This is a genomic window from Actinoallomurus sp. CA-150999 (genome assembly GCF_050942425.1).
In the GTDB taxonomy this organism is placed as follows: domain Bacteria; phylum Actinomycetota; class Actinomycetes; order Streptosporangiales; family Streptosporangiaceae; genus Actinoallomurus.
In genome coordinates this window covers 9434556-9455423 of record NZ_CP192063.1, presented here as the reverse complement: position 1 = coordinate 9455423, position 20868 = coordinate 9434556, and the positions used below count along the sequence as shown (strand labels likewise).

The following is a 20868-nucleotide window of genomic DNA, read 5'->3' as shown; positions in this document are numbered from 1 at the left end:
GGGTAGGGGCTGCTGAGATGGCAAGCGTCACGGACTGGATGCAACGCCGTATCGCCGCTGAATCAACATCACACGGCCATCGCCGTGGGCGGGCGAACACGGTTGGGCGCTGCCTCGTAGGCGTGCCAGGCCTCGGCTAGGCGGCGCACTGCCTCGGTCAGTTCGTCGCGCGGTGCGAGGAAGTGGACGCGGATGTACTCCGTGCTCCGGCCGGACGCGTCGAGTCCCTCGCCCGGCAGTACGGCGACGCCGTGGCGCATCGCGGTCTGGGCGAAGGACGCGCCGTCGCCGCGCGGCAGGCGGACCCAGAGCGTCTGCCCGCCGCGTACGGGCGGAGCCTCCCAGTCGGGCAGCCGCTGGGCCAGTTCGGCGCGTAGGTGGTCGTGGCCGGTGAGGCGGTCGGCCGCGCGGCGTCGGCACAGGGCGTCGAGGTGGGGGAGTAGCTCGGCGGCGGCCAACTGGGCGGGGATGTTCCCGCCGAGGTCCTGTACGGCACGCAGCCGCGCGAGCCGGTCGATGACCGGGGCGGGGGCGCGTACCCAGCCGATCCGCAGGCCGCCCCACACGATTTTGCTCAGCGAGCCGATCGAGATGACGGCGTCGCCGTACGCGGCCATCGGGGGCGGGGTCTGCTCGCCGGGGAACGGCGGCTCGGCGACGACCTCGTCGTCGATCAGCGGCACTCCCGCTGCGGCGGCCGTCTCGACCAGTCGCCGGCGTGCGAGGGCGGGCAGTACCGCGCCGGTCGGGTTGTGGAAGGTCGAGATGACGTACGCCAGGGCCGGGCGATGTTCGCGCACCGCGTGCTCGAATCCGTCCAGGCCGACCGGCAGGCCCCGGAGCACCGCCGCCTCATCGCGGAACGCCTCCAGCGCGCCCGGGTAGGTCGGCGCCTCGACGAGTACGCGGTCGCCCGGCCGAATGAAGGCGCGGGCGAGCAGGGACAGTGCCTGCTGGGCGCCGTTGGTGACGAGGATCTGGTCCGGGGCGGTCGGCACGCCGCGCAGCGCGTAGCGGTCGGCGATCGCGGCGCGCAGGGTGGCGTGGCCGTACGGGTGGTAGCCGATGTCGCCGGTGGTCGCGGCCAGCGTGGGCAGGATCGCCTCGTACGCGCGTGTCAGCTCGGGCGGCGGGGCGTCCAGCGCGGCGCACGCGAGGAGGATCACGTCGTCGCGCGGCTCCAGCAAGTGGAGGAACACCGGTGCGCCGGTGGTCTGGTGCGCGACCTCCGACGGCGGTCCGGCCACCCGTGTGCCGCTGCCCTGGCGGCGTACGATCCGGCCCTCCTGGCGGAGCGCGTCGTACGCGGCGACGACGGTGCCGCGCCCCACGGCGAGAGTCGCGGCCAGGGCGCGGTCGGGCGGCAGCGGCGTGCCCGAGGGCAGGTCGCCATCGTCGATCAGCCGCCGCAGGCGCGCCGCGAGCAGGACGTGCAGAGGGCCACGGCCGGCCGACCATCGACCCAGTCTCTCGGTGATCTCAATTGGCTCCATATGCGGACCAATTATGCGGTATTGGCACTGGGGTCGTGGGCCGCCCCGGCCGAGGATGGAGGGTATGAACTCACCACACGACGTACCGCACCCGGAGACCAGGACCGTTCACACGCCCGTCGTGGAGGTGACGGGCAGCCGGCCGCTCGGAACGCCGATCTACCAGAACCACGTCTTCGCCTTCGAGGACTCCGACGCGATGGCCGAGGCGTTCGGCGGCCCGGACGGCGCGTTCTTCTACAGCCGGCTCGGCAACCCGACCGTCCGGGCGCTGGAGGAGGCCGTGGCCGACCTCGAGGGCGGCGCCGCCGGGCTCGCCGCGGCCTCCGGGATGGGGGCCATCAACTCGGTGCTGCTCGCCCTGCTGCGTTCCGGTGACCACGTCGTCGCGCAGAACTGCCTGTACGGCGCGACGATCGCGATGCTCGACGACCTCGCCGAACGGTGGGGCGTCGAGGTGACGTACGTCTCCGGCTCCGACCCGGAGGAAGTCCGCGCCGCGCTGCGCCCGAACACCCGGCTGCTCTACCTGGAGACGATCGCCAACCCGACGACTCAGGTCGTGGACCTGCCCGCGCTGTTCGCCGTCGCGAAGGACGCGGGGGTGCTCAGCGTCGTCGACAACACCTTCGCGAGCCCGATCCTGTTCCGGCCGATCGCCCACGGCGCGGACATCGTCGTGCACTCGGCCACGAAGTACCTCGGCGGGCACTCGGACGTGCTCGGCGGCGTCGTGGTCTTCGCCACGGAGGAGCTTCACCGGAAGGTCTGGCACTACGCGGTCGAACTCGGCGCCTCGGCCGACCCGTTCGCCGCCTGGCTCACGCTGCGCGGCATGCAGACCCTGGCCCTGCGGATGCGGCGGCACTCCGACAACGCCCTCGACCTGGCCGGGCGGCTCGCGGGTCACCCCGCGGTCGCGTCCGTCCGCTACCCGGGCCTGCCGGACCATCCGGACCACGAGCTGGCGTCCCGGCTCATGCCCGACGGCCACGGGGGAGTGCTCTCCTTCGACCTGGCGGGCTGGCGCGAGGCCGGGAAGGTGTTCGCCGGAGCCGTACGGCTGGCCAGCCTGAGCCCGTCGCTCGGGACCGTCAAGACGTACGTCATGCACCCGGCGAGCACCTCCCACCGGCAGCTCACCGACGAGCAACTGCGGGCGGCGGGCTTCGGCGCCGGGACGATTCGCGTCACCGTCGGCATCGAGCACCCCGACGATCTGTGGGCGGACCTCGACCAGGCCCTCCGCAAGGCCGGCTGACAATCTCCTACGAACCGCTCGATTCCGGCGCTGACCTGCGGTGACGCCCTGACGCCTGTGCTTCGGTCCGGGAGATCCCGGGTACGCGAGGGGAATGCGCACCGTCGCGGGGAGGACCGACCGGATCGTGGTGATCGGCGCGGGACTCTCCGGGCTGGCCGCCGCGCTCCATCTCGCCGGGCGGGGCCGGGAGGTCACCGTCGTCGAGCGGGCCCCGGTGCCCGGCGGGCGCGCCGGCCGCCACGACGCGCACGGCCACCGCATGGACACCGGGCCGACCGTGCTGACGATGCCCGGCATCGTCGGCGACACGCTCGCGGCGGTCGGCGAGTCGCTCGCCGACCGGCTGCCCCTGGTACGGCTGGACCCCGCCTACCGGGCACGTTTCGCCGACGGGACCACCCTCGACGTCCACACCGACGCCGAGGCGATGACCGAGGCGGTCCACACCTTCGCCGGACCGGCGGAGGCGGCCGGCTACCGGCGGCTCCGCCGCTGGCTGACCCGGCTGCACGACGTCGAGTACGCGGCGTTCATCGCGGCGAACGTCGACTCACCGCTCGGCCTGCTGACGCCCCGGCTCGCACGGCTCGCGGCGCTCGGCGGATTCGGCCGGTGGGACCGGGCCGTCGGACGGTTCCTCCGCGACGAACGGCTCCGGCGGATCTTCACCTTCCAGGCGCTGTACGCCGGTCTGGCGCCGCGCCGGGCGCTCGCGCTCTACGCCGTGATCGCGTACATGGACACCGTCGGCGGCGTGTACTTCCCGCTCGGCGGGATGCGGGCGCTGCCCGACGCCCTGGCCGGTGCGGCGGCCGACGCCGGCATCGCCTTCCGGTACGCGACGGCGGCCGCGTCGCTGGAGCGCCGGGGCCGTCGCGTCACCGCGGTCCGCACCGACCGAGGCGAACGGCTCGCGTGCGACGCGATCGTGCTCAGCTGTGACCTGCCGGAGGCGTACCGCCTACTGGGCGGGACACCACGCCGCCCGTGGCGGCTGCGGTTCGCGCCCTCGGCGGTCGTGGTGCACCTGGCCGCGCCCGGCGCGTGGGCGGGGACCGGCCACCACACCCTCCTGTTCGGCCAGGCCTGGGAAGCGGCGTTCGACGACCTCGTCCGCGACGGCCGCCTGATGCGCGACCCGTCGCTGCTGCTGACCCGGCCGACGGCCACGGACCCGTCCCTCGCGCCGCCCGGGCGGCAGCTGGTGTCCCTCCTCACCCCCGTCCCCAACCTGAACGACGGGCCCTTCGACTGGGACCGCACCGGTCCGGCGTACGTCCGCGAGCTCATCGACGTGGTGGCGGGCCGCCTCGGCTTCGCGCCCAGCACCGTCGACACGCTGCACGTCCTCACACCCGCCGACTGGCGGCGGCAGGGACTGGCCGCCGGGACGCCGTTCAGCTTGGCGCACACCTTCCCCCAGACCGGGCCGTTCCGTCCCGAGAACCTGCCACGCGCGGTCGACAACGCGGTACTGGCGGGCTGCGGCACCGTCCCCGGCGTCGGCGTCCCCGCGGCCCTGCTGTCGGGCCGGCTCGCCGCAGACCGCATCACCGGCGTCCCGGCGGACCGTACGCGCCGCACCGTCATCGGCCCGGACCACCAGCGCGTCCCCGACCCCGCGAGCGACCCGCGATGACGGACCTCGCGCGGCGCACCGGAGAAGACGGCCGCCCGGAGACGACGGCCAGGCCACACTGTGGAGGGACCGACCGGCAGGGAGGAACTTCGATGGACAGAGCGCCGCGGATCACCCACATCTCCTGGGGCCGGATGGAGGTCGAGGGCCTGCGGCCCGGCAAGGACTTCCGGCTGTATCCCGGCGGCGGGCGGGCCTGGGACTGGTCTGAGCATGGAACCAGCCACGAACCGGGCATCCGACCCGACGAGGTGCGGGAGTTCCTTGAGCGGGGCTGCACGACCGTGGTGCTGAGCCGGGGGATGGAACTCCGCCTGAACGTCATGCCCGAGACCGCGAAGCTCCTGGAAGACGGCGGAGTGCGGGTGCACGTGGAGGAGACGACCGAGGCCGTACGGCTCTACAACCGGCTGGCCGAGACGGAGGCCGTCGGCGGCCTGTTCCACTCGACCTGCTGACCGCGCCGCGCGTGTATTCGCTGGAGACCGCCCAGCGGTACGGGATCTGGGGTGGGGCCGACGAGGACGAACGCCGGCTCATGCGAGCCAAGAGCAGATCGCACTCGGGGATCAGATAGCCGTCGACGCCGGAGGACCGGCCGGACGCTCCAGAACGTCCGCCCGGCCCCCGGCGCAGGGACCGCCGCCTCAGCGCCGGAACACGGCGGCCGGCGGAACGGCCTGCGGCATCCGCACCCGGGCGATCACGGCGAACGCCACGCCGAACACCGCCGGGAGCAGCGCCCACGCCGGCTGCAGGACGAGCACCTGCGTCAGGATCGCGCCGATCATGAGACCGATGAGGCCGAGCGCGGCCCAGGCGGCGAGGCGGGGGATGAGCAGGCCGATGGCGCCGGCGGCCTCGACGGCGCCGGTGACGTAGCGGAACCACTGGCCCCAGCCGATCTTCGCGAACGTCTCGACCGCGTCCCGCTGCCCGGCGAACTTCGGTGCGGCCGAGGCGATCAGCAGGAACGCGGCCAGCAGGATCTGGATCGTCCACAGCGCGATCGTCGCCGCGCGCTTTCCGGTCGTACGGGGGGCGGCGATGGTCTCGGTGGCGAGCATGGTGTCTTCTTCCTTCCGGTGGACTGCGGCGTATGGGAACGCGGACGAGACCGGGTGCGCCGCGGCCGCCGGCTGCGGTCGCCTCGCCGGGATCCACGGAGCGTCTCTCCCGGCCTCTGCTCACGCGTCGAACGGCGGACCCTCCAATCGACACCCGGCCGGAAATTTTTTGAGGAGGGTCGCGGGGCGCGTGCTCGCCAGCCTCGAGGGGCGTGCCTGCCTCGGGGGGGCGTGCCCGCCCGCTTCCATTCGCCGCGGACAGGTCGGTAGAAAAAACTTCTGAGGGCGTGTCGATCCGGCCGGGGTCTGTTCGACGCGTGAGCAGAGGCGGGGAAGAGCCGGCCGGACCGTACGGCGACCGCCTCCCGAGCAGAAGGAGAACGATCATGCGGTTTCTGCTGATGACCAAGGACGACGGGCAGTCGGCGGGCGGCCCGCCGGACGAGAAGCTCATGGCCGAGATGGGCGCGTTCATCGATGAGATGACCCGCACGGGCGTGCTCCTGGCGACCGGCGGGCTCAACCCGCACGGCACCTACATCAAGTCCGAGGGCGGCAAGGTCACCGTCACGGACGGGCCCTTCACCGAGGCGAAGGAGGCCGTCGTCGGCTTCGCGCTCATCGAGGTCCGTACGAAGGAGGAGGCCATCGAGCTGTCCAAGCGGTTCTGGCAGCTCGTCGGGGACGGCGAGGGCGAGATCCGCGAGGTCTTCGGCCCGGCCTAGTAGACCGGAGGCCCTGACAGGCGGCGGGTTGCGCCGGCGAGGACAGCGGTGCTCTGATCGGCTGCGTGACGGCAACCGAGGTGCACCGGACGATCGACGCCATCTGGCGGCTGGAGTCCGCGCGGATCATCGCCGGGCTCACCCGCATGATGCGCGACGTCGGCGTGGCCGAGGAACTCGCGCAGGATGCCCTCGTCGCCGCCCTCGAGCAGTGGCCGGAGTCAGGCGTCCCGGACAATCCCGGCGCCTGGCTCATGGCCACCGCCAAGCACCGGGCGATCGACCGCATCCGCCGCGACAAGCGGCTGGAGCTCAAGCAGCAGGAGATCGGCCGGGACCTCGAGACGCGCCCCGACCCGACCGACGCCGAACTGGAGGCCGCCCTCGAGGAGGACCTGGGCGACGACCTGCTGCGCCTGATGTTCATCTCCTGCCATCCGGTGCTCTCCACGGAGGCGCGGGTCGCGCTCACGCTCCGGCTGCTGGGCGGGCTGACGACGGACGAGATCGCCCGGGCGTTCCTCGTCCCCGAGGCGACCGTCGCCCAGCGGATCGTCCGGGCGAAGCGGACCCTCGCCGCGAAGAAGGTCCCGTTCGAGGTGCCGCCGGAGGACGAGCGGGCCGCTCGCCTGTCCTCCGTCCTGGAGGTCCTCTACCTGATCTTCAATGAGGGCTACTCCGCGACGGCCGGCGATGACTGGACGCGCCCCGCGCTCTGCCAGGAGGCCCTGCGGCTCGGCCGGGTCCTGGCCGAGCTCATGCCCAAGGAACCGGAGATCCATGGCCTCGTCGCCCTGATGGAGATCCAGGCTTCACGTTTGACCGCGCGGGTCGGACCGTCCGGGGAGCCGATCCCGCTGCTGGATCAGGACCGCGCACGCTGGGACCGGCTGCTCATCCGCCGTGGCTTCGCGGCGCTTCTGCGGGCGGAGGAGATCGGCTCGGGGTTCGGCCCGTACGTGCTGCAGGCCGCGATCGCCGCCTGCCACGCCCAGGCGCAGACCGCGGAGGACACGGACTGGGTGCGCATCGCCACCCTGTACGAGGCGCTGGGAAAGGTCGCGCCGTCCCCGGTGGTGGAGCTGAACCGCGCCGTCGCGGTCGCGATGGCGCACGGCCCCGACCGCGGCCTGGAGATCGTCGAGGGGCTGATCGGGGAGCCGGCGTTGAAGGGGTACCACCTGCTGCCGAGCGTGCGCGGTGACCTCCTGGAGCGGCTCGGCCGGCGCGACGAGGCCCGTGCCGAGTTCGAGCGCGCGGCGTCGCTCACCCGCAACGATCGCGAGCGCGCGGTGCTCCTGAGACGGGCCGCCGTATGCGGCCGGGAGGCATTGGACGACGCGTGACCCCACGTGCGCGGTGGGGCAACCGCGAGCTCCTCAAGGATTCCGATCCAGCCCCACCGGCCGGTCGGCGTCGGCCGGTCCGCTCCGCGTGTTCGTGATCTCGAAGTCGATCCGGTCGTCGTGGACGGTCACCCGTACCTCGTCGCCCGGGTTGAGCCGGCCGCCGAGCAGCAGGCTGGACAGGCGGTTGTCGACCTCCCGCTGGATCGTGCGCCGCAGCGGCCGTGCCCCGAACTCCGGCTGGTAGCCGCGCCGTGCCAGCCAGTCCACCGCCTCCTTGGTGAACTCGATCGACAGGTCCTGGGCGTGCAGGCGGCGCCGGGTCTCGTCCAGCAGCAGGTCGGTGATCTGCCGCAGCTGCTCGGCGTCGAGGCGGCGGAAGACGATGATCTCGTCGATGCGGTTCAGGAACTCCGGCCGGAACGCCTCCTGCAGCCGCCGCATGAGCCGGTCGCGTAGTGACGCGTCCTCACCGTCCCGGCCGTCGGAGAAGCCGGTGGTGAGCCCGCCGGTGCCGATGACCTCGGAGCCGAGGTTGCTGGTCATGATGATGACGGTGTTGCGGAAGTCGACGGTACGGCCCTGCGCGTCGGTGAGTCGCCCGTCGTCGAGCAGCTGCAGCAGCACGTTGAAGACGTCCGGGTGCGCCTTCTCGATCTCGTCGAGCAGCACGACGGAGTACGGGCGGCGGTGCACGGCCTCGGTGAGCTGGCCGGCCTCCTCGTACCCGACGTAGCCGGGAGGCGCGCCCATCAGGCGGCTGACCGTGTGCCGTTCCTGGAACTCGCTCATGTCGAAGCGCACCATGCGGTCCTGGCTGCCGAACAGCGCCTCGGCCAGCGCGCGGGCCAGTTCGGTCTTGCCCACGCCGGTCGGCCCGAGGAACAGGAAGCTGCCGATCGGCCGGTTCGGGTCGCCGAGCCCGGCGCGGGACCGGCGCACGGCCTCGGCGACCGCGGTGACCGCCTCGTCCTGACCCACCACCCGCTGGTGCAGGTGCTCCTCCAGCCGGATGAGCCGCTCGCGCTCCTCGACGGTGAGCTGCGCGACGGGGATCCCGGTGATCCGCGAGACGACCTCGGCGATGTCCTCGGGGGTGACCTCGGGCACCGAGCCGGTGCCTCCGCCGCCGGCCGAGGTGGCGACGTGCCGTTCGAGCTCGGCGATCTCGTCACGGAGCGCGGCGGCCTTCTCGTACTTCTCGTCGGCGACGGCCTGGTCCTTCTCACGGCGGCGCTGGTCCAGCTCCTCCTCGAGCCGCCGTACGTCGCGGCCGGGCGTCTTGGTGCGCAGCCGCACGCGCGCGCCGGCCTGGTCGATCAGGTCGATCGCCTTGTCCGGCAGGAACCGGTCGGTGAGGTAGCGGCTCGACAGGTCGACCGCCGCGACCAGCGCCTCGTCGGTGAACCGGACCTGGTGGTGGGCCTCGTACCGATCGCGCAGCCCGCAGAGGATCTCGATGGTGTCCTCGGGGTTCGGCTCGGGTACCAGGATCGGCTGGAATCGGCGTTCGAGCGCGGCGTCCTTCTCGATGTTCTTGCGGTACTCGTCGACGGTCGTCGCGCCGATGACGTGCAGCTCGCCGCGGGCCAGGGCGGGTTTGAGCATGTTCCCGGCGGTCATGCCGCCCTCGGCCCCGCCGGCCGTCACCATCGTGTGGATCTCGTCGATGAACACGATCAGCTCGTCGCCGTGCGTGCTGATCTCGTCGACGACCTTCTTCAGCCGCTCCTCGAAGTCGCCCCGGTAGCGGGTGCCGGCCACCAGCCCGGCCAGGTCCAGCTGGATCAGCCGCTTCCCCCGGACGGTCTCGGGGACCTCGCCGTCGGCGATGCGCTGGGCGATGCCCTCGACGATGGCGGTCTTGCCCACCCCGGGGTCGCCGATCAGGACGGGGTTGTTCTTCGTCCGCCGGGACAGCACCTCGATCGTCTGCTCGATCTCCTCGTCGCGGCCCACGACCGGGTCGATCTTCCCCTCGGCGGCCATCGCGCTGAGGTCGCGCCCGAACTCGTCCAGCGTCGGCGTGTCGGACGGGGGACGCCCGGCGGCGCCGGCGGCAGGGCCGGCGCTCAGCGGGCCGCCGCTCACCGCCGACTGCAGCGACTCCGGCGTGATCCGCGCGCCGTGCAGCAGCCGTCCGGCCGGCGACTCGGGGTTGACCGCGAGCGCGAACAGGATGTGCTCCGGGCCGATATAGGAGGATCCCACGGCACGGGAGATCTGGTGGGCGTCCAGCAGCGCGCGCTTGGCCGAGGGGGTGAGCTGCGCGGAGGTCTGACGGGCCGGGCCGCGGCGCACCTCCTGTTCGACCTGGCGTTCGAGCGCCTCCGGGTCGGCGCCGGCGCGGGCCAGCAGGTGCCGCGTCACGTCCTGCCGCGCCGCGGCCCACAGCAGGTGGTCGGTGTCCAGGTCGGGGCTGCCCCATTCGGCCGCCTTGACGGCGGCGTCGCGCACGAGTTCGCGCGCGCCTTCGGTCATGAAGCGCGCGATGTTCACGCGGTTCGCGGGCCGTCTCGGCATGCCCGCTCCGAAGAATCGGGCCAGGAACTCCTCGAACGGGTCCGTCCCCCCGCCGCCGTACACTCCTTCGGACATCTCATGACCTCCTCACCAGGCGAGACCCCGGCGTGATCGAATCCGGCGTGCCGCCACCCCTACCCCAGGCGGCCGTGTGAAACGCGTGACGTCACGGGTAGTCCTCGTCGAGGCGCGGCGTGGTGGTCCGCTGTTCGATGACGTCCGCCTCGTTGGCGTCGAAGGGGATCTCCTCGGCGGGGGACGGCTCCTCGTCTTCGTTGTTCCGCAGGTGCTGCTCGATGAAGTCGGCCTCGGGCTCCTCGATGCCCGGAGTCTCCTCCGGCACCGGGTCGGGATGGACGACCTCCTCCGGACGCCCGGGCTGTCCCCGGTCCGGAAGGTCGTGCTCGGTCATCGCGAACTCCTCCCTAGGAGCTTGTCGGGGGTGATGGGCAGGTCGCGTACGCGCCGGCCGGTGGCGTGGAAGACCGCGTTGGCGATCGCCGCGGCGGTGCCGACGATGCCGATCTCCCCGATGCCCTTGGCACCCATGGGGTTGAGGTGCGGATCGTCCTCGTCGATCCAGAAGGCCTCGATGTCGGGGACGTCGGCGCAGGCGGCGACGTGGTACTGGGCGAGGTCGTCGGTGAGGAAGTCACCGAACCGCTCGTCGATGACGGTCTGCTCCATGAGGGCCATGCCGAGGCCCATGGTCATGCCGCCGATGAACTGGGAGCGGGCGAGGACCGGGTCGACGATCCGCCCGGCCGCGAACACGCCGAGCAGCCGCGACACGCGCACCTCGCCGGTGTCCGCGTCGACGCGGACCTCGGTGAACTGCGCGCCGAACGCCTGACGCGCGAGCTTCGAGTCGGCTTCGACGTCATCGGTGGTGTCGCCGCTGCCGTGCTCGCCGTTCTTCAGCAGCCCCTCGCACGCCTTTACGACGGCCGAGCCCCAGGACGCGGTGCCCATCGATCCGCCCGCGAGCGGGGCCTTCGGCAGCGCGCTGTCACCGACCTCGACCCGCACCCGGTCGGGGGAGACGCCGAGGGTCTGCGCCGCGATCCGGGTCAGCGCGGTACGGGAGCCGGTGCCGATGTCGGCGGCGGCGATCCGGACCACGAAATCGTCCCCCTGGGCCGTGGCCTCCGCCCGCGCGGCGAGGCGCCGGGCGGGGTACGTCGAGGCGGCGACGCCGGTGCCGATGAGCCACCGGCCGTCCCGGCGGGCGCCCCGATCGCGGTGGCGGGCGTCCCAGCCGAAGCGGTGCGCCCCCTCCCGCAGGCAGGCGATCAGGTTGCGGGAACTGAACGGCAGCCCGCTCTGCGGCTCGGTGTCGGGCTCGTTGATGACGCGCAGCTCGATGGGGTCCATCCCGGCGGCGTGGGCGAGCTCGTCCATGGCCGACTCCAGGGCGTACATGCCGGGGCACTCGCCGGGCGCGCGCATCCACGACGGCGTCGGCACGTCCAGCCGGACCAGCCGGTGCGTCGTCCTCAGGTTGGGCGTCGCGTACATCGTCCGCGTCACCGCCGCGGCCTGCTCGGCGAACTCCCGGACGGTCGAGGTCTGCACGACGGCATCGTGGGCCACGGCGGTGAGCCGGCCCGCGGCGTCCGCGCCCAGCCGCAGCCGCTGGATCGTCGGCGTGCGGTACCCGGTGACGTCGAACATCTGCTGCCGCGTCACCGCGGCCTTGACCGGCCGGCCCGCCGCACGGGCGGCGAGGGCGGCCAGAATCGCGGTCGGCCGGGTGGTGCCCTTGCACCCGAACCCGCCGCCGACGTGTGGCGAGATCACCCGGACCCGTTCGGGCGGCAGGCGGAGCACCGCCGCGATCGCGTCCCGGTCCGCGGACGCGCCCTGGGTCGAGTCGTACACCGTCAGCCCGCCGTCCTCGTCCCAGACGGCGAGCGCGGCGTGCGGCTCGATCGGGTTGTTGTGCAGGACCGGCGTGGTGTACGTCGCGTCGACGGTGACCGCCGCGTCCGCCAGACCGGCGGCGACGTCCCCGTACTCCACGTCGGTCGGCAGCGCCGGGTTGACCTTCTCCGGGCGGTACAGCCCGGGGTGGTCGGGGCGCAGCCGCACGTCGTGCGGCTCGGCGTCGTACTCGATCCGCAGGGCGCCGGCGGCGTCGCGGGCGATCTCGAGCGTCTCGGCGACCACCGCGGCGACGATCTGCCCGTGGTAGGCGACCGTACGGTCCTGGAAGAGCCGCAGCTCCGGATCGTCGACGTCCTCGCCGAGCTCCGGGGGATCGTCGCCGGACAGGACGGCGAGCACGCCGGGGATCGCCAGGACCGCCGCCGTGTCGATCGACCGGATCCGCCCGCGCGCGATCGTCGACGGGACGGCGTGGGCGTACGCGACGCCCGGGACGCTGTGCTCGTATGCGTACGTCGCCCGCCCCGTCACCTTGTCCAGGCCCTCGACACGATTCATGGGACCAGCTCCAGCAGCGTGCGGACGATCAGATTGCGGGCCAGCGGCACCTTGTAGCCGTTGTGCGGCAGCGGCCGCGCCTGGTCGAGCTCGGCGTCGGCGGCCCGCGCGAACTCCTCTTCGCGGGCCGGGGCACCGCGCAGCGCCTCCTCGGCGAGGTACGCGCGCCAAGGCGCGTGGGCCACGCCGCCGAGCGCCAGCCGACAGTCGCGGACCGTTCCATCTTCCCCCATGTCGAGCACCGCGGCGATGGAGACCAGCGCGAACGCGAATGACGCGCGTTCGCGGACCTTCCGGTAGCGGGAGGCGCCCGGAGGAGGCGGCGGCAGCTCCACCGCCGTGATCAGATCGCCGGGCTCCAGCACCGTGTCGCGGTCCGGCCGGTCGTCTGGCAGCCGGTGCAGGCCGGGCATCGGGATCGCGCGGTCGCCGCCCGCGCCGGTGACGAGCACGCGCGCGTCCAGGGCGGCCAGCGCGACCGCCATGTCGGAGGGGTGGGTGGCCACGCAGTGCTCGGAGTACCCGAGGATCGCCAGGTTGTGGTGGTCGCCGGCGATCGCCGGGCAGCCGGTCCCCGGCTCGCGCTTGTTGCACGGCTTGGAAACGTCCTGGAAGTACGAGCAGCGGGTCCGCTGCAGCAGGTTGCCGGCGACCGTCGCCATGGCGCGGACCTGCCCGGACGCCCCGGACAGCACGGACCGTGCCAGCATCGGGTAGCGCGCGCGGACGACGGGGTGGACGGCCAGGTCGGTGTTGCGCACCGCGGCGCCGACGCGCAGGCCCCCGTCGGCCTCCTCGATCCGGTCGTACGGGAGGCGGCTCACGTCCACGAGACGATCCGGCCGGGCGACGCCCAGCCGCATCAGGTCGACGAGGTTGGTGCCGCCCCCGAGGTACATCGTCCCCGGCCGGTACGCGCCCAGCGCCTCGGCGGCGTCGCGGGCCCGCGTGTACTCGAACGGCCTCACCCGGCCACATCCTCGATCGCGGCGACGATGTTGACGTAGGCGCCGCACCGGCACAGGTTCCCGCTCATGCGCTCGCGGATCTCCTCCCGCGTGAGCGGGGGATCGGCGGCCATGTCGTCGGTGATCGCGCTCGGCCCCTCTTCGGCCAGCATCCCGGCCGCGGAGCAGAGCTGGCCCGGAGTGCAGTACCCGCACTGGAAGGCGTCGCGCGCGATGAACGCGGCCTGGAGCGGATGCAGGTCGGACCCGTCGGCCAGGCCCTCGACCGTCGTGATCTCCGAGCCGTCCTGTGCGACGGCCAGCGCGAGGCACGCGTTGGCCCGCCGCCCGTCGATCAGAACCGTGCACGCGCCGCACTGGCCGTGATCGCAGCCCTTCTTGGAGCCGGTCAGGCCGAGGTGCTCGCGCAGCAGGTCCAGCAATGAAACGCGGGTGTCGACGCTCACGGAGTGTTCCGTGCCGTTCACCCGGAGCGTGATCTCCACCATGCGCGCTGCCCTACCCCAGGCTCTTCCCGGCTAACCGCCCGTGACGGGGTGGCGGTCCCGGGCCTCGCGCGCGTGCCGCGGATGGGTCTCGAGACGGCCCATGACCAGGTCGGCGACCGCGGCGCAGAGGGCGGCGAGCACGAACGCGAGGACGACGAGCAGTCCGCGCTGGAAGGCCTCCGCCCAGTCGCCGCGCGTGCCGGTCACCGCGGCGAAGAACACCGCCCCCACGGCCGCGATGCCGGCGGAGGTACCGATCCGCTGCCCCGTCTGGAGCACGCCCGCCGCGCTGCCGCCGCCCTCGGGCGGCACCTCCGACAGGGTGATCGTCTGGTTGGGCGCGATCACCAGGCCGCTGCCGAGCCCGGCCAGGAGGAAGGGCGCGGCGGTCGCCAGGGCGACGTGCCGACCCGGGTCGGCGTGGACCGCCAGGAGAACGGCCGCCAGTCCGGCGGCGACGATCAGGAGACCCGCCGCCACCAGCGGCCGGCCGAACCGCGAGACGATCCGGCCGCCGACGGCCGCCGCGACCCCCGAACCGACCGCGAACGGCGTGATCGACAGGCCGGCCAGGAGCGCGCTGTAGTGCAGGCCGTTCTGCAGGTAGAGGGTGAAGATGAAGAAGATCGCGGTGAAGCCGGCGAAGTACAGCAGCGCGATCGCCGAGCCGAGGGCGTACGAGCGGCGGCGGAACAGGCTCAGGTCGATCATCGGCTCGCGGCGCCGCCGCTCCCAGCCGAGGAAGGTCGTCAACAGGACGACCGCGGCCAGTACCAGCAGCCACTTCGCCTGCCCGTGCCACTGCTGCTCCTGGACGAAGGGGAGCAGTAGCGCCAGCACGCCGACCCCGAGGAGCACGACGCCGACCGGGTCCAGGCCCTGCGGACGGTGTGTCCTGCTCGGCGCGGGCAGCAGCCGCCAGGCGAGCGGCAGCGCGATCAGTCCGACCGGGACGTTGACGTAGAACACCCATCGCCAGCCCTGTTGCGCACCGGCGAGCGCGATCAGCGCGCCGCCGATGACCGGTCCGGCGGCGGTGGCGATGCCGATCGTCGCCCCGAGCCTCCCGAACGCCCGGCCCCGCTCCGGCCCGCGGAACATCACCTGGATCAGGCCCGCGATCTGCGGGTTCAGCAGTCCCCCGGCCATGCCCTGCACGAGCCGGGCGACGACCAGCCAGACGATGTCCTGGGCGACGCCGGCGGCGACGCTGGCCAGGGTGAAGACCATGAGGCCGGCCATGAAGACCGCCCGGCGGCTCCGCGCGTCACCGAGCCGCCCGGCCGGCACCAGCGTCAGGCCGAACGTCAGGGCGTATCCGCTGAGGATCCACTGCAGCCCGTCCGGCGACGCGTGCAGGCCGGAGCGGATGGACGGCAGTGCGACGTTGACGATGCTGACGTCCAGCAGCGTCATGAACGCGGCGACCAGGCAGATCGCCAGCGCCTTCCAGCGGTGACGGAGCGTCTCGTCGGGGATCTGTTCCGTCGGCATGTGGCTGCTGTGCTCCGCACGGAACCACCCAAACCACCAAATGTCGGGAGGTTGCGGGTGAGGGCCGAGCGGGGACGGGCCCTCACCCGCATTTCGCGTTCGTCAGCTGGACGACACCGAGTAACTATTGGTCGTGAAATTCAGGCCGCCGCTGGAGGACGTTATCTCGTACCCGAACTGCACGTTTCCGACCGTGATATTACCGAACCAGCCGGCGTTCTTGATCCAGTTGAGCACGGCGCGGATGTCGACGCTGCCGGACGAGGTATTGCCGGACCGGACGAAGGAGAACACCTGATTCGAGCCGTTGCTGCCCTTGTAGACGCTCCAGGAGTGGCCGCCGACCGAGACGCTGGTCTGGTACGACCCGAGCGGCCCGACGGCACCGGTCTTGTTCATCCAGAGCATGGTCTCGTAGGCGTTGTCGCTGGACCAGATGTCGTAGGCCGACTCGTACGCTCCGGAGCCCGGGACTGTGACGTTGAAGCTGCTCTTGAGGGAGCCGAGCGAGCTCAGCGACCTGCCGATGTTCTTCGTGACGTTGGCGTAGGACTTCACGCCCCCGGTGTTCGGGTGGTTCGCCCACACGCCCCAGTTGCTGTAGGAGTTGGCCCAGATCGTCTGCGGGCCGGCTCCGCTGCCCCAGACGTCGTTGTAGAGGGTGTAGCCGCCGTTGGACCAGGTGCCCCACTTGTCGGTGGACGACCAGGTCGCCGCCTGGGCGGTCCCGGACCACACGAGGCATACCAGGGTGAGGACCAATGCGGGCACCGAGAATCGCGCCGCTTTCATACCGATCGCCTCTCTGTCGAATTAGCGTCGAAGCGCTTCGACGTCAATTCGACTGCTGCGGGGAAGAGGGAACCGCGGTGCCCCACACGATAGAAGCCGGATTGCGGACATGCAATGGTCGTTTTACAGCCGTGTTATCGCGCTGTTTCGTGCGCTGTGCGGCGGCGGCCCGGGTCCGGAACGGGCGGCCGGCATCGGACGGCGCGGGGATGACGTCACGACCGCCGGAGGGGCGTCGAGACCGCGCGATGGTGCGCGGGCCGGCCATCGGTGGTGCGAAATCGCGTGCCAGGGCCGGGTTCGGCCGAGGCCTCGTGCGTTCCCGGGATGCGGAAGGTAACCTTTCGGCCTCGGGTACCGCAAGTAGTCTGAGCCGGACACCAGGTGAGCGCCGGCTTTCCGGCATCGGGAGAAATGCGCGGGTTCATGGCGAGGCAGTCCGAACGGCCGGTGACGACCGGTGACGCTCCGACCCTTTCGGCGGCGACCGGCGCGGAGCCGGCCATCCCGGGATCCCGATCCGCCCGCGAGCCCGGCCGCGCCATCAAACCCGGGCGGCACGGGCTGCCGCCGGAGACGGTCGCCGGCATCCAGCACGACCGGCTCATCGACGCGTTCGTCCAGGTGGTGGCGGAGCACGGCTACGCGCGGACGACCATCGCGAAGATCACCGAAGCGGCCGGGGTGACCAAGAAGACGTTCTACGTCCACTTCACCGAGATGGACGACTGCTTCCTCGCCGCGTACGAGCGCGGGACGGGCATCCTGCTCGACCGGATGGCGAACGCCTACCGGGCCGCCCCGTCCTGGACCGAGGGCATCCGGGCGGGGCTTCGGGTGATGCTCGAGCTGCTGGCCGCCGAGCCGCGGTTCGCCCGGGCCGCCCTCGTCGAGGTGAACGCCGCCGGTCCCCGGCTGCGCAAGGCGCGGATCGCGCACCTCGCGAGCTTCCGGCCGTTCTTCGCCGACGCCGCCTACGACCTCCCGTCGCTTCCCACGGTCGTCATCGACGCGATCATCGGCGGGATCTACGGAGCGGTCTACGCCGCCGTGGAGGCGGGGGAGGGTGACCGGCTGCCCGCGTTGCTTCCCTCCCTCGTCTACTTCGCACTGCTGCCGCTCGGCCGCGAAGAGGCCGCGGCCCAGCTCGACCCGGACCACTAACCGCGGAAGAACATCAGCGTGAAGTCGGTCAGCGGGTCCAGGAGGCCAGGGAGCTCGGCGGCCCGGTCGCTCTCCACATAGTTGTAGATCATTGTGTAGACGCCGCCGATGACGGCGTCTCGGATGACGTCGGGTACGCGAGGAACGTCCGGGCCGCTCAAGTACGAGCGGAACTTCGCGAGGAAGGCGAGCCGTGCCCGGTGGACCCGTGCGCCCGCGACGCTCGCCTCGATGAGGCACGTCCGCGCGAAGGCCGGTTCGGCGGCCACCAGCTCCAGCACCACCCGGAGGCCGGCCCTGATCCCGGCCGGCCAGGACGGCTCCGCCCGGTAGGCGGCCTCCACGGTGGTCAGCAGCACCTCGGTCCCGCGCCGGTACGCGGCCAGGAAGCACTCGTCGAGGTCGCGGAAATGCGTGTGAAAGGCGTTCTCGGGGACTCCGGCCGTGGCCGCGACCTGGCCGACCGTGGTCCGTAAATAACCGTTCTCGGCCACGACGGCGACGAGCGCGTCGATGAGCCGGGCCCGCTGCCCGGAACCCGTCGTGCCGGGCGAGCCCGGCCGCGGTCGGCATCGGGGAGGGCGGGCCGGTGGCGGGGCAGGGTCCGGCCCGGCCTCCGGGGTTCCTTCGCGCATGAGGTGATCTCTCGTCGGTAGAGCCTTGATCGCTGTCTATCGCCTGCCGGGGTGGGCGTAAACGGCGAGGAGCCGCCGATCCGGATCCGGCGGCGGCCGGATCCGGCCGTTGTCCCGGCTGCGGTTGACATGAGACACCGTACGGTTTCTATTTCAAGCAAGCTCGTTTGTTACCGACAAGTTTCGGGCCCAACGTCGTCCTCGGGGGATGAGTCCCAAGGAGGCGGTGGCATGCGCCATCGTGGATCCAGAGCGGGAGTGTTCCTGCTGGCCGCGCTCGTCGTGGCACTCCCGTACGTCCCGGCCGAGGCCGCCGCGGGCACGGTCACCGAGACCGCGCTGAGCGTTTCGGACAGCACGCCGCTCGGCCTGACGACCGGGTCGGGTGGCAGCGTGTGGGTCGCCGAGCACGCGCAGGGCCTCGGCCGCGTCGACACCCTCGGCACCGTGAAGGAGTTCGCCGTCCCGGCGAACTCCCAGCACGGCGTGGCCGTCCCCGAGGGCGCCGCGACCGCCTCGGACGGCACGGTGTGGTTCACCGACGCGTCCACCGCGGTACCGCGCGTCGGCAAGGTCTCCAGCACCGGGGCGGTGACGACGTACGAGGTGCCGACCAGCGGAGACGTGAGCTTCGCGGGCGGTCAGCTCACCGACATCACCGCGGGCCCGGACGGCGCCATGTGGTTCGCCGGCGGCGCGTCCAGCGCGGTCGGGCGGGTCACCTCGTCGGGCGCGGTCACCGCGTACGCCACCGTCGGCCTGTCGCCGTACGCGATCACGACGGGACCGGACAAGGCGCTGTGGTTCACCGACACGAACGGCGGCTCGATCGGGCGTCTCGACCCGGCCACGGGCAACGTGACGACGTACTCGCCGGACTCGTCCGGGACGGGCAACCCGGCGGCCGGCGGCATCACGGCCGGGCCCGACGGCGCTGTGTGGTTCACCGAGCCCGGGGTGGCGAAGATCGGCCGGATCGAGCCCGGCACCGGCGCCATCACCGAGTACGCCGTGCCCACCGCGAACTCCGGGCCCGAGGGCATCACCGCCGGCCCGGACGGCAACGTGTGGTTCACCGAGGCGGCCGCGGGCAACGTCGGCCGGATCGTCCCCTCGACCAAGAAGATCACCGAGTATCCGCTGCCGAACGCCCTGTCGGCGCCGATGCGGATCATCAAGGGCTCCGGCGGGGCGCTGTGGTTCGCGGAGCCGGGCACGGGCGCCGTGGGCCGGTTCTCCCCGGCCACGCCGCCCTCGGGCTCGCCGCACGCCGCGGCCCCGCCCATCGTCGACGGGACCAGCCCGCGGATCGCGGCGTCGTTCCAGGGGCGCTGTCCCACCACCGCGATCATCTGCCAGACCCAGCTCACGACGGGCGGCAGCGTGAAGATCGGCAGCTTCAGTCAGACGATGCCCTCCGGCGCGCTGCGCGTCACCGGCTACGTCACCTCGCTCAGCGGCGGTTCGACCGTCCTCCAGCCGCCCCTCACGGGCTCCCAGCTCGAATCGGTCCCGGTCGAGGTGCCGGGAGGCATCATCGGCACCCTGCCCCTCATCGGCCCGATTCTCGGCATGACGCCGGCGGCGATGCTGCCGTTCAACAAGCTGACGATCACCCAGTCCCTGGCCGGGCCGATCACGGTGGGCTTCGGTCCCGGCGGTCTGCAGGCCACCGCGCAGCTGAACGTCCACCTCAACAACACCCTGCTCGGCGACAACTGCGTCATCGGCCCGATCACCGCGAAGCTGGGACCGACGGACCGGTCCGGCGGCTCGGCGCACGACCCGCAGCTCGGCTGGCAGCCCCTGAACGTCGAGATCAAGGACGACACCATCGCCGTGCCGAAGGCCGCGGGCTGCGGCCTCGGCGGAATCCTCGACGGGGTCATCAACTCGACCATGGGCCTGCCCTCGACCTCGGGCAACACCCTCGACCTCACCGCGATTCTCAGCGTCGGCGCGGGAGCCCACGCCAACTGACCGGAAGGAGGCCGTGACTCACATCCCCCGCCAATCTCCCTCTCCCTATTTCTCCCCGCCATCACCCCCGCCACCCGAGACCGGCCACGCCGGTTCCCGGTCCCCTTTGTACGAGAGGCACAGCACATGATCTCCAAGACGGCGAAACTCGCCCTGACCATCGCCGGGGCGGGTTCCCTGGTCGCGATGATGGGCGGCACCGCCTACGCGGCCGGCGTCAGCCCGGCCAGCACCGCGATCACCGCCACCAGCACGAGCGTGAAGTTCGCCGGCACCCTGTCCGGCCTGTCGTTCTCGGTGACCTGCACCGGCTCGACGATCGCGTTCACCACCCCGTCGTCGGGGTACGGCCCGGTCAACATCAGCCCGGACCCGACCTTCACCAGCTGCACGGACAACTTCGGCGGCACGGCGACCATCACGGCGAACCACACGAACGGCAGCTGGACGCTGCTGGCCGTGGCGAGCCCGACCCAGGTCAAGATCACGATCCCCACGGCCGGCGTGACGGTCACCACCAGCACGCTGCCCGGCTGCACCGTGACGGCCGCGCCGACCGCTCCGGCGACGATCACGGCCAGCTACAGCAACACGACCGGCAAGGCGACGTTCACCAACGCGAGCGTGCCGTTCTCCGGGACGTCCGCCTGCGGCAGCATCAGCCCGACCGGCACCGCGACCGGCGTCTACACCACCAGCCCGACCGTGACGATCACCTGACGTCCGGGCGCGACACGAGACGGGCAGGGGCCGCCGTCCGGCGGCCCCTGCCCCCTCTCCGTACAGGTGGCCCCCGGCGGCCCTGCCCTTCCTGAGGGCCGTCTCCCGGCGGCCCTTGCCGTTCC

The 20868-nt window shown here is 72.3% G+C and carries 18 protein-coding genes; 8 read left to right on the top strand and 10 right to left on the bottom strand.

Annotation, left to right across the window (positions count from 1 at the left end):
- Positions 1-68: 68 nt before the first annotated feature.
- Complete coding sequence (locus ACQP2O_RS43410) at positions 69-1493, bottom strand: PLP-dependent aminotransferase family protein (RefSeq protein ID WP_433175069.1); 1425 nt, start codon at positions 1491-1493, stop codon at positions 69-71.
- A 64-nt stretch (positions 1494-1557) separates the two neighbouring features.
- Here ACQP2O_RS43410 and ACQP2O_RS43405 point away from each other — a divergent pair, with 64 nt between their 5' ends.
- The 3 genes from ACQP2O_RS43405 to ACQP2O_RS43395 all read left to right on the top strand — a co-directional run bounded on the left by ACQP2O_RS43405 (position 1558) and on the right by ACQP2O_RS43395 (position 4854).
- Positions 1558-2754: a trans-sulfuration enzyme family protein gene (locus ACQP2O_RS43405; RefSeq protein WP_433175068.1), complete on the top strand. Its 1197-nt coding sequence runs from the start codon at positions 1558-1560 to the stop codon at positions 2752-2754.
- 94 nt (positions 2755-2848) lie between these two features.
- Positions 2849-4396, top strand: coding sequence for a phytoene desaturase family protein (gene crtI, locus ACQP2O_RS43400; protein WP_433175067.1), 1548 nt, complete (start codon positions 2849-2851; stop codon positions 4394-4396).
- A gap of 92 nt (positions 4397-4488) precedes the next feature.
- Positions 4489-4854, top strand: coding sequence for an Mth938-like domain-containing protein (locus ACQP2O_RS43395; protein WP_433175066.1), 366 nt, complete (start codon positions 4489-4491; stop codon positions 4852-4854).
- A gap of 189 nt (positions 4855-5043) precedes the next feature.
- On the opposite strand, the gene ACQP2O_RS43390 is transcribed toward ACQP2O_RS43395, so the two are convergent.
- On the bottom strand, positions 5044-5463 hold the full coding sequence (locus tag ACQP2O_RS43390) for a DoxX family protein (RefSeq protein WP_433175065.1): 420 nt from the start codon (positions 5461-5463) through the stop codon (positions 5044-5046).
- A 386-nt stretch (positions 5464-5849) separates the two neighbouring features.
- Here ACQP2O_RS43390 and ACQP2O_RS43385 point away from each other — a divergent pair, with 386 nt between their 5' ends.
- Both ACQP2O_RS43385 and ACQP2O_RS43380 read left to right on the top strand, forming a co-directional pair.
- Complete coding sequence (locus ACQP2O_RS43385; RefSeq protein WP_433175064.1) at positions 5850-6188, top strand: YciI family protein; 339 nt, start codon at positions 5850-5852, stop codon at positions 6186-6188.
- Positions 6189-6253: 65 nt separating this feature from the next.
- A complete protein-coding gene (locus tag ACQP2O_RS43380) occupies positions 6254-7534 on the top strand; it encodes an RNA polymerase sigma factor (protein ID WP_433175063.1) in 1281 nt (426 codons plus the stop codon).
- Positions 7535-7567: 33 nt separating this feature from the next.
- Here ACQP2O_RS43380 and ACQP2O_RS43375 read toward each other — a convergent pair whose 3' ends face one another.
- The 7 genes from ACQP2O_RS43375 to ACQP2O_RS43345 all read right to left on the bottom strand — a co-directional run bounded on the left by ACQP2O_RS43375 (position 7568) and on the right by ACQP2O_RS43345 (position 16244).
- Positions 7568-10132, bottom strand: a complete 2565-nt coding sequence (locus ACQP2O_RS43375) for an ATP-dependent Clp protease ATP-binding subunit (RefSeq protein ID WP_433175062.1) — start codon at positions 10130-10132, stop codon at positions 7568-7570.
- A gap of 91 nt (positions 10133-10223) precedes the next feature.
- Positions 10224-10469: a hypothetical protein gene (locus ACQP2O_RS43370; protein ID WP_433175061.1), complete on the bottom strand. Its 246-nt coding sequence runs from the start codon at positions 10467-10469 to the stop codon at positions 10224-10226.
- On the bottom strand, positions 10466-12502 hold the full coding sequence (locus tag ACQP2O_RS43365; protein WP_433175060.1) for a xanthine dehydrogenase family protein molybdopterin-binding subunit: 2037 nt from the start codon (positions 12500-12502) through the stop codon (positions 10466-10468). Before ACQP2O_RS43365 ends, ACQP2O_RS43370 begins: the two co-directional genes overlap by 4 nt.
- Positions 12499-13470, bottom strand: coding sequence for an FAD binding domain-containing protein (locus tag ACQP2O_RS43360; RefSeq protein WP_433175059.1), 972 nt, complete (start codon positions 13468-13470; stop codon positions 12499-12501). The genes ACQP2O_RS43365 and ACQP2O_RS43360 overlap by 4 nt, the downstream gene beginning before the upstream one ends.
- A complete protein-coding gene (locus ACQP2O_RS43355; protein WP_433175058.1) occupies positions 13467-13958 on the bottom strand; it encodes a (2Fe-2S)-binding protein in 492 nt (163 codons plus the stop codon). The genes ACQP2O_RS43360 and ACQP2O_RS43355 overlap by 4 nt, the downstream gene beginning before the upstream one ends.
- A 30-nt stretch (positions 13959-13988) precedes the next feature.
- Positions 13989-15452, bottom strand: a complete 1464-nt coding sequence (locus ACQP2O_RS43350) for an MFS transporter (RefSeq protein ID WP_433175057.1) — start codon at positions 15450-15452, stop codon at positions 13989-13991.
- Positions 15453-15554: 102 nt separating this feature from the next.
- Positions 15555-16244, bottom strand: a complete 690-nt coding sequence (locus tag ACQP2O_RS43345) for a GH12 family glycosyl hydrolase domain-containing protein (RefSeq protein ID WP_433175056.1) — start codon at positions 16242-16244, stop codon at positions 15555-15557.
- A gap of 426 nt (positions 16245-16670) precedes the next feature.
- Here ACQP2O_RS43345 and ACQP2O_RS43340 point away from each other — a divergent pair, with 426 nt between their 5' ends.
- Entirely contained in the window at positions 16671-17408 is a 738-nt protein-coding gene (locus ACQP2O_RS43340; protein ID WP_433175055.1) for a TetR/AcrR family transcriptional regulator, read from the top strand.
- Here the strand turns inward: ACQP2O_RS43340 and ACQP2O_RS43335 are convergent.
- Positions 17405-18043: a TetR/AcrR family transcriptional regulator gene (locus ACQP2O_RS43335; protein WP_433175054.1), complete on the bottom strand. Its 639-nt coding sequence runs from the start codon at positions 18041-18043 to the stop codon at positions 17405-17407. The genes ACQP2O_RS43340 and ACQP2O_RS43335 overlap by 4 nt on opposite strands.
- 231 nt (positions 18044-18274) lie before the next feature.
- Here ACQP2O_RS43335 and ACQP2O_RS43330 point away from each other — a divergent pair, with 231 nt between their 5' ends.
- Both ACQP2O_RS43330 and ACQP2O_RS43325 read left to right on the top strand, forming a co-directional pair.
- Positions 18275-20023 (top strand): Vgb family protein, encoded by a 1749-nt coding sequence (locus ACQP2O_RS43330; protein WP_433175053.1) that lies wholly within the window; start codon positions 18275-18277, stop codon positions 20021-20023.
- 126 nt (positions 20024-20149) lie between these two features.
- Complete coding sequence (locus ACQP2O_RS43325; protein WP_433175052.1) at positions 20150-20743, top strand: hypothetical protein; 594 nt, start codon at positions 20150-20152, stop codon at positions 20741-20743.
- Positions 20744-20868 lie beyond the last annotated feature (125 nt).

Coding starts and splice junctions, on each gene's coding strand:
- ACQP2O_RS43365 (WP_433175060.1), bottom strand. CDS start 12,502: ATGAATCGTGTCGAGGGCCTGGACAAGGTGACGGGGCGGGCGACGTAC.
- ACQP2O_RS43325 (WP_433175052.1), top strand. CDS start 20,150: ATGATCTCCAAGACGGCGAAACTCGCCCTGACCATCGCCGGGGCGGGT.
- ACQP2O_RS43390 (WP_433175065.1), bottom strand. CDS start 5,463: ATGCTCGCCACCGAGACCATCGCCGCCCCCCGTACGACCGGAAAGCGC.
- ACQP2O_RS43330 (WP_433175053.1), top strand. CDS start 18,275: ATGCGCCATCGTGGATCCAGAGCGGGAGTGTTCCTGCTGGCCGCGCTC.
- ACQP2O_RS43375 (WP_433175062.1), bottom strand. CDS start 10,132: ATGTCCGAAGGAGTGTACGGCGGCGGGGGGACGGACCCGTTCGAGGAG.
- ACQP2O_RS43370 (WP_433175061.1), bottom strand. CDS start 10,469: ATGACCGAGCACGACCTTCCGGACCGGGGACAGCCCGGGCGTCCGGAG.
- ACQP2O_RS43410 (WP_433175069.1), bottom strand. CDS start 1,493: ATGGAGCCAATTGAGATCACCGAGAGACTGGGTCGATGGTCGGCCGGC.
- ACQP2O_RS43345 (WP_433175056.1), bottom strand. CDS start 16,244: ATGAAAGCGGCGCGATTCTCGGTGCCCGCATTGGTCCTCACCCTGGTA.
- crtI (WP_433175067.1), top strand. CDS start 2,849: ATGCGCACCGTCGCGGGGAGGACCGACCGGATCGTGGTGATCGGCGCG.
- ACQP2O_RS43395 (WP_433175066.1), top strand. CDS start 4,489: ATGGACAGAGCGCCGCGGATCACCCACATCTCCTGGGGCCGGATGGAG.
- ACQP2O_RS43405 (WP_433175068.1), top strand. CDS start 1,558: ATGAACTCACCACACGACGTACCGCACCCGGAGACCAGGACCGTTCAC.
- ACQP2O_RS43350 (WP_433175057.1), bottom strand. CDS start 15,452: ATGCCGACGGAACAGATCCCCGACGAGACGCTCCGTCACCGCTGGAAG.
- ACQP2O_RS43355 (WP_433175058.1), bottom strand. CDS start 13,958: ATGGTGGAGATCACGCTCCGGGTGAACGGCACGGAACACTCCGTGAGC.
- ACQP2O_RS43385 (WP_433175064.1), top strand. CDS start 5,850: ATGCGGTTTCTGCTGATGACCAAGGACGACGGGCAGTCGGCGGGCGGC.
- ACQP2O_RS43335 (WP_433175054.1), bottom strand. CDS start 18,043: ATGCGCGAAGGAACCCCGGAGGCCGGGCCGGACCCTGCCCCGCCACCG.
- ACQP2O_RS43340 (WP_433175055.1), top strand. CDS start 16,671: ATGGCGAGGCAGTCCGAACGGCCGGTGACGACCGGTGACGCTCCGACC.